Here is a 15,190-nt window from a genome sequence, read left to right on the forward strand (position 1 = left end):
ATTAAAATTAGCGGAAGGACGAACACTTCGAATCACACACCGTGACTCCCCCAAGTGACAAAGTGAATAATTCTGAAATGTCCACCCTTCCCGCATTCATGACATCGTGGTGTCTTCCTCTTATCTCCATTCGCGATGCCCTCTTCCCATAAAATTCTTTCTTACCGTTTCAGTCTCAGGCAACGAATTAGCACTTCATGTTATCGAATGATCAACGCATGTCCGTCCTGGGCGGAGACCAAGGCATTAACGGGTTGCCCGAGTTCTTTTTGCCCATTGGGAAAGGCGGTATCTTTCCCCACCTGGATTTTAATCTGTTGTTCGGCTGACGCCCCTTCAATAATAAACAGATCTCCCTGGATAGACTGAAGCGTCCCTTCCACATTGACATATCGTGCCGTCGAAGTCGGCGAATTCGTCCTTAGTTCCTCTCGAACTTGAGGTGCTTGAGACATCTGCTCCCCCTCCATGGCAAGTCCCGAGAGAACCCACTGGGAACAACCCATCACCAACATCAAGATACAAAATTTGGTCAATGGTTTCATTTCAACCTCCTTCCACGACATATAAATGCGACTGAGGACCTTATCGTGTTTCGTTGCTGACACTTAATTGATATTGCAAGGCTCATTCCCTACCATGACATCTATTTTTTCATGAACAACATCAAGTGTTTAGATTTCTCCTGTGGCAAACCGCAACAGGATTCACATGAGGAGGTGCAGGCAATCGCCTACAACTTCTCCAATAACCCTGTAGGGAGATAAATGCAGATGGACAGATACATGAAACAGGACGGGCCCCTCCTCCTGTTGATGAAGAAGGGGCCCTAAAGGCGGACTGGTTCGAACGCTCGATGCGCCCAAACATCAATACGTCCTCTCAGGTCCAAAAGAAAACGAAAGAAATTTCCTCAAGGGACCTTTTTATGATCAGGGATGGTTTTTCTCTATCTCACCGCCACGACCATGCTATTTTTCGGGATACTCTCCATGATCTCCTGAATGAAAGGCCATGCCTTCCATATGTTCACGTAGCCGGGACCGAAACTGTTCATATTGCACGGGCGTCAAGACCTCTTTGACTTTGAGATAAACCCCGACACGGTACATCATCATGTTTTTTTGTAACAGGCTGATTTCATCAACCTTACTGGCAATGGCGGCCATATCGGCTTGTTTCGCATCCATAAGGGTTCCCATATCGACCATCGCCACCCGCAAATCGGCCCCATTCTGAATCATGGTTTTCCGATAGTCCATTTCAAGCGGACGGAGCCGGGTCACTTGATCCTCAGAAAGACCCAACTCTTCTTTCATGTCCAATGGAGAAAGACCACCATGATGCTCCATCCCTTCATGAGCACTTTTGCCATATCCCATTCCCGCATGCGGCTGTTTCCCATGTGGATCGTGAGCACTCCCGGAGTCCGCTCCTGCCAAGGATCCTATTCCCCCCATGACAAATGTCACCAATCCCACAACGACCATGAATTGTTTAAAACCCTGCATACTCAAATCCCCTTTCATGAAAGTAAAATACTCCCCTTCCGAGACCAATGACCATGCCTCTATTATAGTCAAAACCTCTTTTCATAATAATTTCCCAATTCACTATAGCAAATTCATCCGGAAAGTTGGGGGGAAGATCATGAGCAAGGTATACTAAAAATATACGCCATTTTTCGGAGATGAAATCTAAGAGAAAGAGAAGATGATATGGAAGATTTTTTGCCAGGCCTAGCGGGGGTTCCTGCCGCGAAATCAACAATCAGTTATGTCGATGGGAACCAGGGGATTCTAGAATATCGCGGGATCCCGATTGAGGAACTTGCAACCCGAAGCACCTTTACCGAAACGGCGTTTTTATTATTATTCAACCGGCTTCCAACCCGGGAAGAACTCTCCCGCTTTCATGAGGATCTAACTCACCATCGCCGGATCAAATATCGCATCACCGATCTCCTGAAATGTCTCCCGGAACATGGACACCCGATGGATGCCCTTCAAGCGGCCGTGGCCGCCCTCGGCATGTTTTATCCGGTGCCGGATGTCCGTGATGATGCTACCCGCTACTGGACCGCTGTCCGGCTCATCGCCAAACTCCCTACCATCGTCGCCGCGTTTGCCCGGCTGCGTCATGGTGATGAGCAGATACAACCGCGTGACGACCTGTCCTTCGCCGAAAACTTTCTGTACATGCTCACCGAAAAAGTTCCTGCTCCCGACATGGCCAGGATGTTCGATATCTGTTTGATTCTTCATGCCGAACACACCATGAACGCCTCGACATTCAGCGGACTGGTGACGGCCTCCACACTCGCCGATCCGTTTACGGTAATCGCCTCTGCCATAGGCACCCTGGAGGGCCCACTACATGGCGGCGCTAATGAGGCGGTCATTCACATGCTGGAGGAGATAGGAACCCTTGAGGCTATTCCTGCATACCTGGACCAGAAATTTTCATTAAAGCAAAAAATTATGGGGTTCGGGCATCGCATTTATAAGGTCAAAGACCCACGCGCCACTGTGTTACAAGAGTTCGCCCAAGAATTGGATACCCGACCGGATGGCAGTTCCTTGTTTGCGCTAGCCAGAGCGGTTGAACAGGAAATGGAAAAACGCGTGGGATCCAAAGGCATACGGCCCAACGTGGATTTTTACTCCGGGATTATTTACCATCGAATGGGCATCGACACTGATTTATTCACTCCGGTCTTTGCCATGGCCAGGGTGGCCGGGTGGTTAGCGCACTGCTTTGAACAATATCAGGATAATCACCTATTCCGGCCTGACCAGATTTATGAGGGACCCCGCCATCGTGCATATCAATCAGTGGAAACACGTGAAACCCGTTAATCAGGTCACATCCCCGACCGACGTCATCGCTGTAAGAATCTTTGTGCCACGTATTTTTGCTTGAAAATAATGAACTCTTCCTTTTCTTATGATGTGCTCGTCATTGGGGCCGGTCTGGCGGGAATGCGGGCTGCTATCGCCGCGCATAACCAAGGGGCTTCAGTGGCCATCATGACGAAAGTCCATCCGGTGCGCAGTCATTCCAATGCCGCGCAAGGCGGCATTAACGCCGCTCTGACCGACCGGGGGGACCACTGGGAGGACCATGCCTTTGAAACGGTGAAAGGCAGTGATTATCTGAGCGACCAGGACGCCGTTGAGGTCCTCGCTCAAGAAGCCGGCCAGGATATTATCGCCTTGGAGCATATGGGGGTCATCTTTAACCGAAACGAGGAAGGCCAGCTCGGGACGCGTCGATTCGGTGGACAAAAACGGGCACGAACTTTTTTTGTGTCCGATTTTACCGGGCAGGCGCTGCTTCACGTGCTGTATGAACAAACGCTGCAGGCAAAAATTCCCGTCTACGAAGAATGGTTTGCGACCTCCCTCGTGAAAGACGACCAGGGACGGTGTGCCGGAATGGTGGCCTTTGAAATTCGTACAGGGACGTTCGCGCTATTTCGAGCCAAAGCCGTGATCATGGCCACAGGCGGCTTAGGCCGGGTGTACGAACCCAGCACCAACGCCTTGATTTGTACGGGGGATGGCATGGCCGTGGCCTACCGTGCCGGGGCGCCTTTAATGGATATGGAAATGGTGCAATATCACCCGACGACCCTGAAGGGGAAGGGCCTACTGATTACAGAAGCCGCCAGAGGAGAAGGGGCCTATCTTCTCAACAGCAAGGGGGAGCGCTTCATGGAACGCTATGCGCCCAATATGCTAGAGCTGGCTTCACGGGATGTCGTCTCCCGGGCGGAACAAATTGAAATCAATGAAGGGCGTGGCATCAAAGGCTGCGTCCTGCTCGACTGCCGGCATTTGGGACGGGCCTTTCTTCAGGATCGTCTCGGACAAATCTATGCCGAAGCCAAAACGTTTGCCAATATCGATTTAGCCGAAGAGCCGTTACCCATCCGACCGGGCATGCATTACCAAATGGGGGGCATCAAAACCGATACCGAAGGCCGATGTTGGGATGTCCAGGGCCACTGGACCGGCGTGCCGGGCCTCTTCGCTGCGGGAGAAACTGCCTGCGTGAGCTTGCATGGCGGCAACAGGCTTGGCGCGAACTCTCTCTTGGACACCGTGGTATTTGGCCGACGGGCAGGAACATGTGCCGCGGAGTATGCCAACACACTCCCTTCTCCCACCATTTCAGACAGCGCGATGGACGCAGACAAACACCTGGTGGCCGGCATCGTGTCACGGAAAGGACCGGGAGAACGAGCGGCTGCGCTGCGGCTGGAAATGGGCACCACCATGAACCGGCATGTGTCGGTCTTTCGTGAGGAGGAAGGCATGGAGACCGCCCTCCACCAAATCACCCAATTAAAAGCCCGTTGGCCCGACCTCACCATCCAGGATAAAGGGCAGGTGTTTAATACCGGATTGATCGCGGCACTGGAATTGGGGTTTATGTTGGACTGTGCAGAAGCCATCATTGTGGGCGCGCTCACCAGACAGGAAAGCCGTGGGGCCCATTTCCGGACGGATTATCTTGATCGGGACGACGAACACTGGCTCAAACATGTGTTGTTGTATCATAGACCCGATGCTCCTCCACACGTCGACTATTTACCGGTGCGAATCACCCAATGGCAACCTCAAATTCGCGTCTATTAATGAAGTCAAAATGCGCATTATGGCCTCTTTGGAACCATTTTAGAGTTGCCAAGCCACCCGGTAACGGCCTAAAGGAGGTATACTATAAACATAAGCCGAGGAATCACCCCCACTGATGCACACCACTCTTCGCATACGCCGCTTTAATCCTGAACACGATCATCCCTCCTCGTACTATCAGGAATATGACCTGGAAATCGATCCTTCCGACAGTGTCCTCGATGGACTCATTAAAATCCGGGAAACCATTGATGATTCTTTAACACTTCGTTGTTCCTGTCGTGGAGCCATTTGCGGATCTTGCGGCATGCGCATTAACGGACACGCCACACTGGCCTGTAAAACCAAAATGATTTCGGTCTCCTCGGAAGGAGGGACAATCCAGGTTGAACCCATGAATAACATGCCGGTCATTAAAGATCTGGTCACGGATATGGCCCCATTCTGGACAAAGATTCGACAGATTCAGCCGTGGCTCCAACCGGAAGGGCCGCTTCCCACCGCTGAATACACCGCCTCCCCGGAATCCATGAGCCACCTCTCCGGGGTCATGAGCTGCATTATGTGTGGCGCCTGCGTCTCCGACTGCACGGTCTTGGATGTCGATAAGACATTCGTCGGGCCTGCTGCCCTGGCGAAAGCCTATCGATTTGTCGCCGATCCGCGGGATGCGGCGACTTTCCAACGACTGACTTCCCTCAATCAGGCGGGCGGCATGTGGGATTGCACCCGCTGCATGGAATGTATTCAGGTCTGCCCCAAAGGGGTAGGCCCGATGGACCGAATCATGGCGTTGCGGGCAAAAGGTCTGGAAGAAAAAGTTCCTGCGACTTGTGGCTCCCGCCATGCCGAGGTATTTTCGGACATCATCAAACACAAGGGAATTCTTGACGAACCGATGCTGGCGATCAGAACCTTCGGCCTTAAAAATATTGGCCGATTACTCGGTATGATCCCCATGGTTGTTCAATCGGTCTTTAAAGGCAAAGTCCCTCTCTCGGGTCCGCTTCACCGGCCGATTCCGGGAATCCAACATATCCAACGGCTCTTTAAACAGGTCAGGATGAAACGATGACATCTGCCAAAACCATCTCATGTATTTCTGGGCACAAACCTTTCCTTCCTGATATTGCAAGAAATACGGAAGGGGGAGAGCGATGAAATATGCCTTCTTTCCCGGGTGCGTCTCAAAGGGAGCCTGCCCCGAATTGTATCAATCCGTCATGCAGGTCTATCCCAAATTGGGAATCGAACTCGCGGAAATGACCACCGCCTCCTGTACCGGTGCGGGTGTGTTGCAGGAAAAAGACCTGCGGCTGGGCGATGCGCTGAATGCCCGCACCTTTGCGCTGGCCGAACAACAAGGTCTCCCCATCATGACCATCTGCAGTACCTGCCAGGGCGTGATGAGCCAGGCCAACCATCGTCTCACGACTCAACCGCACTATCTTCAGGAAATTAACGGCTTGCTCCAAGAGGAAGGATTGACCTATCGGGGAACCACCACGATCAAACATTTTTTGTGGATTCTCCTGGAAGACGTGGGGGAGGAAACTTTGCGACGCCACATCACCCGTCCCTTATCGGGTCTTCGTGCCGCGCCGTTTTATGGGTGCTATATTCAACGGCCGACCAATGCGCTGGAATTCGACCGGCATCCCGATCGAGGAAAATCCCTTGAACGGATCATCGAAATATTAGGAGCGGAGGTCGTGAACTTTCCAGGGAAAACCCGATGTTGCGGATTTCCCATTTTGACCATTAATGAAAAAAACTCGCTCACGATGGTCGCCACGCATACGCGGGATGCGAAATCACACGGAGCCGATATCATGGTTACCCCCTGCCCGCTCTGCCATCTCAACCTCGACGGCATGCAGACCAAAGCTGCCAGCCAAGAACAGGCCTCTATCGATCTCCCGATTCTCCATCTTCCCCAACTATTAGGCCTTGCCATAGGGTTGGATACCAAGAGCCTCGGATTACAACGAAATCTCATTTCTCCTGAATCGGCTCTGGCTAGAATTGGTGGCGGCGGATAACCACATTTTCCCTGTTAAAGGTCTGCAGTTTTAGAGCGGTGCCTCATCGAAGCTTAACGCAATCGCATAAATACCGAATTGGGGCACCCAATGGCCGTGTTTTCGATAATCATCCCGCCAATACTGGGGCATCTCCATATGCGTCACAATATGATTGACGTATAAGTCACGAAATGCCAGGTTCCGAGTGGATTGAAAGAGCGTCCAGAATGCCCAAGCACGGCTAAAGTTGAGTCCTGCGGAATGTGGCGTGGGAGCTGTGGGGATCGGTTCCATAGAAAAGCCGTCTGGACAAAATGACTCAAACCATCGCCAAGATTCTTCTTTGGAAAGAATCGTAAAAATGGTTCTGGTCCGTTGCAGAGAGGCCGCAAAAAACTCATTCGTCACGTTGTCATATGAAGGAGGTAAGGTCTCATCAAGAAGGACAACCCACATTCGTGTAAACCTAAGAAGTTTTTCGATTAAAACTTGGTCGGCCTTCCATTGACTCCAATTCCACAAATTCAGCAACGCCCATGACAAATTACCATAGTTCCTCTGTTTCAAATGACAAATGACCTCTCCAGCGGGAAGAGAAAAAATCCATTGTTCCAAATGTGTGGAAATTTCTGCCGCCAACGGTAACAAGTCTATCTTCCCCCACCCCTGCTCCCGCTCTAGGGCCAGTTTCAAAAACCAAGAAAAGCCATAGGGTATTTCATGATTGAGTTCTCCGTTCCTGAGTGAGGCCAATTCGGCCTCCAGACAATCAGGCGAGAGTGCCGCATCGACTATTTCAGCCCAGCGAGGTTGTCCGGTCAGCCGCGAAGCCGTTAATAAGGCGTAGGCGCCATGAACACTGGAATGCCAATCGATACACCCACAGAAGGTCGGATGAGTCGTATCCCGCCGGAGAAAACTCTGCTCCACCGTCTCAGCCAAGATCCGAACATAGTCCAGCCGGGCCCCGCAAAATGCCTCCCACAACGGATAGTGTTGACCGGACTGTGCATTCACCATTGATCCTACTCCCTATTTCATTCGTAACCTACATCAACCCATCATGGCTCAGCTAGACAGTCTGGTTCCTCTAAAGATTTCGTTTCCCCTCGCCAGATTTTGGGTACGCAAACTTATCATGGATCTGCTACACTCCCTCGACGTTCAGATATCTCATGTCCACCGACAAAGGCGTTTCCCATGAATTTTGATCCAGCCATCGCTGCCCTGCATGCGCTACAACACGCTGAAGAGCAAGGAGAACTTGGCGATCTGGAATCGGACATTTTAGAAACGGAGGCGATATTTTCCACCGACCAAGGCCCACAAGCCAAGCACGCGTTTGATACTCTTCAGGAATTGGGGGCACAGCTTCCACAGGCCCGACACCTGCAGGAGTTCCTCATTTACATTACCTGGCAGCAAGTCACCGAAGGCCCCCTGCCCCGTTATTTTCAACTTGGGCTGGACCTCTGCAATCGGTTCCTCGATCGATTCGGAAAACAAATTGAAGGCACTCCCTCACATCAACACGTGATCGCCATCCGGGAATCGTTTCAGGGCGGATTAGGCATCGAGGAAGAAGAGGATCTCATGCCGGAACATGACGAGGATGCCTTCCTGGGCGGTGATTGACCCTGAGACATCCCCTGTTTATCCGCCGGTATCTCCCAGAATGATCAGACCTCCTGCGGCTTCGTCCGATCGAATGAATGAGCTTCGCTGAAAATCACATGCCGCCTCTCCTTTCCCTTCATCTCTCCTCTATCCTTGCCTCACCAACTTCCCATTTTGTACAGTTCGCTGAAATCCGTCAGCCTAAAAATATACCAACGTATTGCTTCTTGCTCTACTCTTCGAATGCCCCCAACTAATCGAGCTTCGGCCCGCAAAACTAGATGGCCCGTTCCGATGGAAGTCAAACCCAGTGGCATTGAGGGCCGCGGCCTATTCACCAAGGTGCCATTGCGCCCCAGACAAAAAATCGGAGAGTATGAGGGAGAACGCATTACCCAACGAGAAGGACGAAGGCGCGCCAAAACTCAAAAGTGGATTGCCATCGTCGAAGTGAATAATGGGAAGTCGATCGATGGGGCAGCAGAGACAACAGGATTCCGGTTCATCAACCATTCCTGCACACCCAATACCTTTATGCGCATCATAGGTGAACGGGCAGAGTTTTATGCCTTGCACCCGATCAAGGCCGGAACCGAACTCACGCTCGACTATGGCGACTCGCACCATAACGGGGAACTGCCCTGTACGTGTCAGTCCACACACTGCCGGCGTTACATTTAACATTCGCATCATCTTTCTCTTAAACATGACCGTAACCAGAATTGTGAAGACTTTCACCTAACAATGAAATACACACGCTTTAGGGAATTTTTTTCCTTCCCTGCTTTAGCCACAGGCAAAGCAGAGACACACTTCCATTTGATATACTAAAGGACTAACCCTTTCAATTACTGTTTTTCACACAGGAGGTAGGAATGAATCGGACAAGTCAACGCCGCATGATCCATGAGGGAACAATCCAAACAGTCTCGCGCATGATGGGGCTTTTCATGCTGACAGCCGCATTGAGTCTGTCTGGGGCAGCAGCCTGGGCCGATGGAGATGGTCACGGTTACAGTCATGATCCAAAATCCAAACTGGAGAAACTCACGAAGAAGTTGGATCTGACGAAAGAACAACAGGACAAGATCCTCCCCATCCTTGAGGAGAAGCACCAGAAGATGGAGGGGCTTCACCAACAAATGAAAGACATGCGCCATCAGGCCATGGGCAAAATTGAGGCCGAACTGACGCCGGAACAACAAGCGAAATGGAAGGAAATGCAAGAAGAACGGGAAGCAAAGATGAAGGAATACAAAAAAAAACATGGCAAAGATTGTGACAAAAAAGGCAAACACGGCAAGGGCGAAAAGCACGATTAAGCCTTAATTGAGAATGGGGGGCGGATCTATTCACTATCAGGTGCATATCCGTCCCTCTTTCCTACCCTTTCAGCATACTCCTGCTCCCTATCCTCCCCTGCCAAATTAACCGCAGGCCGTAAATTGTCTCCCCTTCCATTGACTCTCCGATGATTCAAAGGCTTACCGATCTGGTATCCCCACGACTATCCATCCGTAGAAGACGCGACGGGCTCAAATGGAGAGCCGGAAATCAACCGGGATGCTTGATAAAAAATCCGGCATGAGAGGAAAGGAGGGGGACAAGGCAAGGCATGTCTGGCAAGACAAAAAAAAATTCACACGTGCTCTACTCAATTTCCCAAGAGACGCCATTATTGTTAGGGTATGACTTCAAATAGGGTTTATTCGACCGCACAGGGAGATCAAGGCATGCTTGAGGTGGTAGAAATTCGGGTGAGCTATCGATATGTGAAAGAGCATTCCTGGGTGGTACAGGGCATCACGGGGTTTCTTTCTGCTTATTTCATGGAAAAACCAGGATTTACTCTGAAACGACACTTTGAAGAATTGGAAACCGGCATGCACGTCTGGTTGTGTGATGTTCCTCCAAAGATGAAAGTTCCCACGCTCCTGAGGCGGCTGAAGGATGACATTCCTCCCTGCCAATATAAACAGCTCGAAACGAGTCCCCCGGCGCCACCGCGATTTCTCATCGATTCACTGGAGCCGGAATCGGCATCTTCCTAATCTACTCTAAACGAAGGTTTTGAAGCGAGAAAGGACGGAAGGGCAACAGAGCAATAACACGGGAAGCGCCACGAGGTAAGCTGAAATTCACGCTCACTAGGCTGAGCAAACTACAGGGGTTGGTTGGGATCGATGCGCAAAGCCGACCGAAGAAGATGGACCCGATCGGACAGCTGTTCAGCGGAAAGCCGAACAGGCTCATGCGGCACACACCACACCGGTTTCAACGGATCGGGGTCGGTCTTGAGCCTTGGAATCAGATGCCAATGGATGTGAGGCACCTGATTTCCGAGCAGTTCATAGTTGATCTTCTTCGCGTCAAATACTTGTGTCAGTATCTGCGCCACGTGGGTGATTTCCTCCATCAACACGCCGCGCGCAACTCTGGATAAATCAAACAGTTCTGAAGCATGGTCTTTCAACACCAATACGGTCCAGCCCGCAAAAAACTGGTCCTCAAACACAAACGCTCTGGTCAGACCACAATCGACAACAAAATGATCCGTGAACGGCCATGCTCCAACACATATTTTGCAAGGTGGCTCAGTCACGGCAACGAAAAAAACGAGGGGATCAAGAATTCCCCAATAGAGAGTAAAGATTTCAGGGACACCACACGGAAGAGACGAAGCCGATTGGACCCATGACACCTTCCGTTATTCTGGGACAACATACCGCACACTCCCTTCATCGTGAAAGGCTACATCCTGCAACATGTGGTATTTGAAAGTAGGGAGAATATATGAAAAAATGACCGAAGAAGCGAACGGTCCATCCACGGTCCAGAGTTGTCACCCGTCGGCCATCAGCCTTACGGTTGCTATAGTCCTGCCACTTCCATATTTGGAGAAGGAATCCATATGACAATAGACCCTCATAACTTGTCCAGAAGAACCCTGTTAAAGCGGGGTATGGGCATCTTCGGCTTGTTAGCTGGAGGCCTCATTAGCTCCTCCAGCCTTGCAGAAATACTCAAGGAACCTACTCCGCGTCAATCCCTGGGGCCATTTTTCCCCGACGAGGGAGACCCGATAGATGCCATTCGCGAAAACCACGGGATCGGCATTCCCATAAGTCAGGCGAACGATCAGGATCTCACGTTTGTCAAAGGCCGCAGGGGAAAAGCCAAAGGACAGGTCATCTATCTGAAAGGAAAAGTCCTGAGCGCAAAAACCGGAAAGGCAATACCTCACACGGTGATCATCATGTGGAGTGCCTCAGCCTCCGGCCGATACAACCACAAAAAGGATGACGGTATGTTGAAATTTCCCCATCCCACGACCGGAGAAATCATTCACCGGACGTACGATGCATATTTTCAATACTGGGGACGGGCGGTCACCAATGAGCAGGGAGACTATTGGTTCAAAACCATTGTACCCGGCTTTTACCCCATCGATCTGGAAGCCGGACTGTACCGCCCTTCCCACCTGCACTTTCAACTGTTCCCTCCAGGGCACCCGAAGCTGGTCACACAGCTCTATTTCCGTGGCGACCAAATCCCAAACAATGAACTGAACCAGAAATTACTGCCAATGGATGTGGTCATTCTGGATGCCGGGCTCACCACAATCGATTTAGAGAGGGTGATCGTGGACTATGCCCCCGACACATCGGGAGAGATTTCGGATGGCTTGGTCGGTCATTATGATTTTCTGGTGTCAAACTAGGAGAACCAGGATTTTTCTGAAAAGGCTCTTTGGCGCAAGACCGGCTAGATTCGATCGGGGAAGTTAGAAATAATTCCATCGACCCCCAGCCGCTTCATCCGTGCAATATCATCAGGCTCGTCAACCGTATAGACAAACACCTTAATACCTTGCTCCTGAAACGCCTCTACAAGCGAAAGCGTCACAGCATCCAACGCCACTCCCACATGGGTCGCTTGAGCGGCGGTGGCAAAGGCCGTGTAAGGTATGGGCACGTCTTCGATTAACGCCAATGTGAAAGCATCTCCTATCAACCTTCTCACCGGTAACAGTTCTTCATGAAAAAACGAGGCATAAATCACTGTCCCCTGATAGTCAGCGGCCTTCACCAAAGCGCAGACGTCAGCGGCAATTCCCCTTACCTTTAGTTCAATCATGGCACCGGCCCGTCCACTGAGACAGGCGAGAGCTTCTTCAAGTAGAGGAACCCTCTCGCCCCTTCCCGCATCCAATGCCCGAAGTACGCTTAGCGATAACTCTTCAATTTTCCCCACCCCGTTTGTCGTCCGGTCGACCGAATCATCATGAAGGAGCACCAGGGCTCCATCTGCCGTTCGCCGGACATCAAACTCGACCATATCGACACCATATTTAATCGCCAGTTCCAGAGCAGCCAGCGTATTCTCAGGCGCATGGCCCGCCGCACCCCGGTGTCCGATCCGAAGTGGATTCCATTTGCCATGAGTTGGGCTATTCATAGATAACGTATTTCTTTATTTTCGGGGTTAGCCACTAAATGAAAATGGGCCTGGTTGGGACTCAGTCTATGTCTATTACGATGCCACACTAAAAATGGTAATTTTACAGACGAAGGCTAAGCACAATATATGGAATTTAACTGAGATAATATTTTGAATATGAATCAAAAATTGCGATTCATTCGGCCTTTTTCTTTTGCTTGTTTTTATTAGTGAATCTATTTAAGGTCCCAATTGAAAAAGAAGCGGCTATCATTGGCTCTACTGAAGGCTTTTAAAAATTGAATGTCTTTTCTAATGAGTGGAATTTGAAATGAGTGACAAAATTAACGCATGTTTTATCAGTTACCGCCATACGGATAATCCTGATTCACATAAATTTGTTCAGCTTTTCGTTCAAAATTTAAGAAAGCATTTAACATGGTATTTACCCAATAATCCCATTTATTTCGATGAAGACGGTTCAAAGATTGGAGACCAGTTTAATGAAGAATTGGCCTATCAACTTTGTCGAAGCTCCAGCATGATTATGTTCTTCTCACCAAACCATTTTGACCCTAAGCATCCCTATTGCGCCCAGGAATATCATGCCATGCTTAAACTCGAACAAAAGCGCCTCAATACCTTAGGAAACGATCTACGGAATTGTGGATTAATTTTCCCCGTTATTTTCCGTGGATTATCCTATCTACCTGAAGAAATTGCCAACTTTCGACAATATGAAAACTTTGAAACCATCGTTGTAGAATCTGATTTAAGAAAAAGAAAATTCCAAGAAAAGATAAACGCTTTGTGCCAATCCATTTTAGAGCGTCATAACGCAGCCCTAAGGACAAAGGCATTCGATGTTTGTGATTGCACTACTTTTCGATTTCCCCCGAGCGAAGAGATCATGCCTTGGCTTGAAATGGTTTCCCCCTTAAATTTACCGCCCCAGATGCCAGGAAGATAGAGGATTTCTGTGAAGAATAAAAACCCTGGAAAGATTATTACGTTTTATTCCTATAAGGGCGGAACTGGACGAACGATGGCGCTTGCAAACACTGCCTGTCTTTTGGCTAGAAATTACAATAATCAAGATAAGCAAAGGCCGGTACGGGTGCTTGCCATTGATTGGGATTTTGAAGCACCTGGGCTACATAGATTTTTCCTCCCTTACATTTCGGAAACCTCCAAAATTAAATTCTCAATTAAGGAAGGTTGGCTCGATCTTTTTCTGGAACTAAATAATCAAAAATCGAAATTTGATCCAACCGACTCAATTGGAAATCAAAAAAAGACAAATGAAATCCTTCAATCAATCAACGTTGGACAATACCTCGTTGAAACAACAATTCCAGGCTTATCTTTTGTAAAAGCTGGACGGTTCGATTCAGAATATCCCCAAAATGCTAGCACATTTCCTTGGGAAACTTTTTTTACTGAGACAATAGGCCTTTTCACGGGATTGGTAGATTTCCTTCGCGATCAGTTTGATTACGTTTTAATCGATTCAAGAACAGGAATCACGGATACAAGCGGCATCTGTACCATGCTCTTGCCTGACAAACTCATCGTTGTCTTCACACCCAATAATCAAAACTTAGATGGACTTCGAGAACTAGTTCGAAAAGCAGTAGCTTATAGAAAAAACTCAGAGGATTGGCGACCACTCACGGTTTTCCCATTACCCTCGAGAATTGAGATGACCAGACCTAAACAATTGGAGTTTTGGAGATTTGGCGAATTTGCCTCTGAACTCGAGGCCACTTCCAGACTGGAAAGCCCAGCCCCATTCCAGCCTTTATTTGAGAATTTATTCGGTGAGTTGTACGGAGATAGTATGTACGACTTAACCGAATATTTCAACGAAGTTCTTCTTCAACATGTTGCTGAATATGCATATGGGGAACCTATTGCTGTAGAAATTGAAAAAAGTGAATCCCGCATTCTTTTAAAAAGGAGCTACGAGGCATTCGTTGAACGTCTCGTAGAACTTGATGCCCCCTGGCAATCTCTGGAGGAAACCCGAGCAGAGCGGGAAATAGTTAAAATATGTGGAGAAGCCAAGGAGAGTCTCGAAAAAAAGCAGGTAGAAAAGGCAGTTAGAAAAGCCTTTAATCTCATTGAAAAATTAATTCCCAATACGTTAATTGAAACCGTTTTTGAAACCCTATTATCTATCGCCGAGACCAACTTTCGCTCCAATCCAGAAAATGCCATGGCACTCTTAGAGGGAGCAATATCTTTGGCAAAGCAAGGGAAAGAGCAGAATCCAGTTACATCCATTCAACAAATTGAAACTGCTATTTCTTTAACTTTATTAGACCAAAGAAATTTACTGAAAGCTAAAGAATTGCGAAATGAAGTTTTGACCTTAGCCAAATCCACTTTTGGGGAAAACCACCCCGCCACGCTCACTTCCATGAATAATCTTGCCCAAACCCTTCAAGCCCAAGGAGACTTCGC

16 protein-coding genes are annotated in these 15,190 nt (G+C 49.2%); 11 read left to right on the forward strand and 5 right to left on the reverse strand.

The features are described 5' to 3' along the window. Nucleotides 1–200: 200 nt before the first annotated feature. Nucleotides 201–545, reverse strand: a complete 345-nt coding sequence (locus ACTRXD_RS05025; protein ID WP_442430749.1) for a hypothetical protein — start codon at nt 543–545, stop codon at nt 201–203. A gap of 426 nt (nt 546–971) precedes the next feature. After that, complete coding sequence (locus ACTRXD_RS05030) at nt 972–1,511, reverse strand: Spy/CpxP family protein refolding chaperone (protein WP_442430750.1); 540 nt, start codon at nt 1,509–1,511, stop codon at nt 972–974. A gap of 207 nt (nt 1,512–1,718) precedes the next feature. On the opposite strand from ACTRXD_RS05030, the gene ACTRXD_RS05035 reads away from it, so the two are divergent. The 4 genes from ACTRXD_RS05035 to ACTRXD_RS05050 all read left to right on the forward strand — a co-directional run bounded on the left by ACTRXD_RS05035 (nt 1,719) and on the right by ACTRXD_RS05050 (nt 6,685). Next, entirely contained in the window at nt 1,719–2,858 is a 1,140-nt protein-coding gene (locus ACTRXD_RS05035; RefSeq protein ID WP_442430751.1) for a citrate synthase, read from the forward strand. Between the two features lie 69 nt (nt 2,859–2,927). Continuing rightward, complete coding sequence (locus ACTRXD_RS05040) at nt 2,928–4,643, forward strand: FAD-binding protein (protein ID WP_442430752.1); 1,716 nt, start codon at nt 2,928–2,930, stop codon at nt 4,641–4,643. A 115-nt stretch (nt 4,644–4,758) separates the two neighbouring features. Beyond that, on the forward strand, nt 4,759–5,718 hold the full coding sequence (locus tag ACTRXD_RS05045) for a succinate dehydrogenase/fumarate reductase iron-sulfur subunit (RefSeq protein WP_442430753.1): 960 nt from the start codon (nt 4,759–4,761) through the stop codon (nt 5,716–5,718). Nucleotides 5,719–5,800: 82 nt separating this feature from the next. Further along, nucleotides 5,801–6,685 carry a CoB--CoM heterodisulfide reductase iron-sulfur subunit B family protein gene (locus ACTRXD_RS05050; protein WP_442430754.1) on the forward strand — a complete coding sequence of 295 codons (885 nt, stop codon included), beginning with the start codon at nt 5,801–5,803 and terminating at the stop codon, nt 6,683–6,685. A 30-nt stretch (nt 6,686–6,715) separates the two neighbouring features. Here the strand turns inward: ACTRXD_RS05050 and ACTRXD_RS05055 are convergent, their stop codons facing one another. After that, nucleotides 6,716–7,687 carry a DUF2891 family protein gene (locus ACTRXD_RS05055; RefSeq protein ID WP_442430755.1) on the reverse strand — a complete coding sequence of 324 codons (972 nt, stop codon included), beginning with the start codon at nt 7,685–7,687 and terminating at the stop codon, nt 6,716–6,718. Nucleotides 7,688–7,867: 180 nt separating this feature from the next. Between ACTRXD_RS05055 and ACTRXD_RS05060 the strand changes: the two genes are divergently transcribed. The 4 genes from ACTRXD_RS05060 (at nt 7,868) to ACTRXD_RS05075 (ending at nt 10,335) form a co-directional block, all read left to right on the forward strand. Further along, nucleotides 7,868–8,302 (forward strand): hypothetical protein, encoded by a 435-nt coding sequence (locus ACTRXD_RS05060; RefSeq protein ID WP_442430756.1) that lies wholly within the window; start codon nt 7,868–7,870, stop codon nt 8,300–8,302. Nucleotides 8,303–8,578: 276 nt separating this feature from the next. Next, a complete protein-coding gene (locus ACTRXD_RS05065) occupies nt 8,579–8,965 on the forward strand; it encodes an SET domain-containing protein (protein WP_442430757.1) in 387 nt (128 codons plus the stop codon). 194 nt (nt 8,966–9,159) lie between these two features. Then, on the forward strand, nt 9,160–9,606 hold the full coding sequence (locus ACTRXD_RS05070; protein ID WP_442430758.1) for a hypothetical protein: 447 nt from the start codon (nt 9,160–9,162) through the stop codon (nt 9,604–9,606). A gap of 411 nt (nt 9,607–10,017) precedes the next feature. After that, nucleotides 10,018–10,335 carry a hypothetical protein gene (locus tag ACTRXD_RS05075; RefSeq protein WP_442430759.1) on the forward strand — a complete coding sequence of 106 codons (318 nt, stop codon included), beginning with the start codon at nt 10,018–10,020 and terminating at the stop codon, nt 10,333–10,335. Between the two features lie 110 nt (nt 10,336–10,445). Here ACTRXD_RS05075 and ACTRXD_RS05080 read toward each other — a convergent pair whose 3' ends face one another. Then, entirely contained in the window at nt 10,446–10,985 is a 540-nt protein-coding gene (locus ACTRXD_RS05080; protein WP_442430760.1) for an HIT family protein, read from the reverse strand. A gap of 210 nt (nt 10,986–11,195) precedes the next feature. On the opposite strand from ACTRXD_RS05080, the gene ACTRXD_RS05085 reads away from it, so the two are divergent. Further along, on the forward strand, nt 11,196–12,005 hold the full coding sequence (locus tag ACTRXD_RS05085) for a dioxygenase family protein (protein ID WP_442430761.1): 810 nt from the start codon (nt 11,196–11,198) through the stop codon (nt 12,003–12,005). Between the two features lie 44 nt (nt 12,006–12,049). Here ACTRXD_RS05085 and ACTRXD_RS05090 read toward each other — a convergent pair whose 3' ends face one another. Beyond that, nucleotides 12,050–12,742, reverse strand: a complete 693-nt coding sequence (locus ACTRXD_RS05090; protein ID WP_442430762.1) for a glycerophosphodiester phosphodiesterase — start codon at nt 12,740–12,742, stop codon at nt 12,050–12,052. A gap of 313 nt (nt 12,743–13,055) precedes the next feature. Between ACTRXD_RS05090 and ACTRXD_RS05095 the strand changes: the two genes are divergently transcribed. Then, nucleotides 13,056–13,694: a toll/interleukin-1 receptor domain-containing protein gene (locus ACTRXD_RS05095; RefSeq protein WP_442430763.1), complete on the forward strand. Its 639-nt coding sequence runs from the start codon at nt 13,056–13,058 to the stop codon at nt 13,692–13,694. 9 nt (nt 13,695–13,703) lie between these two features. After that, a partial coding sequence (locus tag ACTRXD_RS05100) for a KGGVGR-motif variant AAA ATPase (protein ID WP_442430764.1) occupies nt 13,704–15,190 on the forward strand: 1,487 nt, incomplete at its 3' end.

The sequence above is a fragment of the Nitrospira sp. T9 genome (genome assembly GCF_052156535.1).
Lineage (GTDB): Bacteria > Nitrospirota > Nitrospiria > Nitrospirales > UBA8639 > Nitrospira_E.

What these genes read in the sequence shown, in the direction of transcription:
- ACTRXD_RS05025 (WP_442430749.1), bottom strand. Translation starts at nt 545, where the DNA reads ATGAAACCATTGACCAAATTTTGTATCTTGATGTTGGTGATGGGTTGT.
- ACTRXD_RS05030 (WP_442430750.1), bottom strand. Translation starts at nt 1,511, where the DNA reads ATGCAGGGTTTTAAACAATTCATGGTCGTTGTGGGATTGGTGACATTT.
- ACTRXD_RS05035 (WP_442430751.1), top strand. Translation starts at nt 1,719, where the DNA reads ATGGAAGATTTTTTGCCAGGCCTAGCGGGGGTTCCTGCCGCGAAATCA.
- ACTRXD_RS05040 (WP_442430752.1), top strand. Translation starts at nt 2,928, where the DNA reads ATGAACTCTTCCTTTTCTTATGATGTGCTCGTCATTGGGGCCGGTCTG.
- ACTRXD_RS05045 (WP_442430753.1), top strand. Translation starts at nt 4,759, where the DNA reads ATGCACACCACTCTTCGCATACGCCGCTTTAATCCTGAACACGATCAT.
- ACTRXD_RS05050 (WP_442430754.1), top strand. Translation starts at nt 5,801, where the DNA reads ATGAAATATGCCTTCTTTCCCGGGTGCGTCTCAAAGGGAGCCTGCCCC.
- ACTRXD_RS05055 (WP_442430755.1), bottom strand. Translation starts at nt 7,687, where the DNA reads ATGGTGAATGCACAGTCCGGTCAACACTATCCGTTGTGGGAGGCATTT.
- ACTRXD_RS05060 (WP_442430756.1), top strand. Translation starts at nt 7,868, where the DNA reads ATGAATTTTGATCCAGCCATCGCTGCCCTGCATGCGCTACAACACGCT.
- ACTRXD_RS05065 (WP_442430757.1), top strand. Translation starts at nt 8,579, where the DNA reads ATGGAAGTCAAACCCAGTGGCATTGAGGGCCGCGGCCTATTCACCAAG.
- ACTRXD_RS05070 (WP_442430758.1), top strand. Translation starts at nt 9,160, where the DNA reads ATGAATCGGACAAGTCAACGCCGCATGATCCATGAGGGAACAATCCAA.
- ACTRXD_RS05075 (WP_442430759.1), top strand. Translation starts at nt 10,018, where the DNA reads ATGCTTGAGGTGGTAGAAATTCGGGTGAGCTATCGATATGTGAAAGAG.
- ACTRXD_RS05085 (WP_442430761.1), top strand. Translation starts at nt 11,196, where the DNA reads ATGACAATAGACCCTCATAACTTGTCCAGAAGAACCCTGTTAAAGCGG.
- ACTRXD_RS05090 (WP_442430762.1), bottom strand. Translation starts at nt 12,742, where the DNA reads ATGAATAGCCCAACTCATGGCAAATGGAATCCACTTCGGATCGGACAC.
- ACTRXD_RS05095 (WP_442430763.1), top strand. Translation starts at nt 13,056, where the DNA reads ATGAGTGACAAAATTAACGCATGTTTTATCAGTTACCGCCATACGGAT.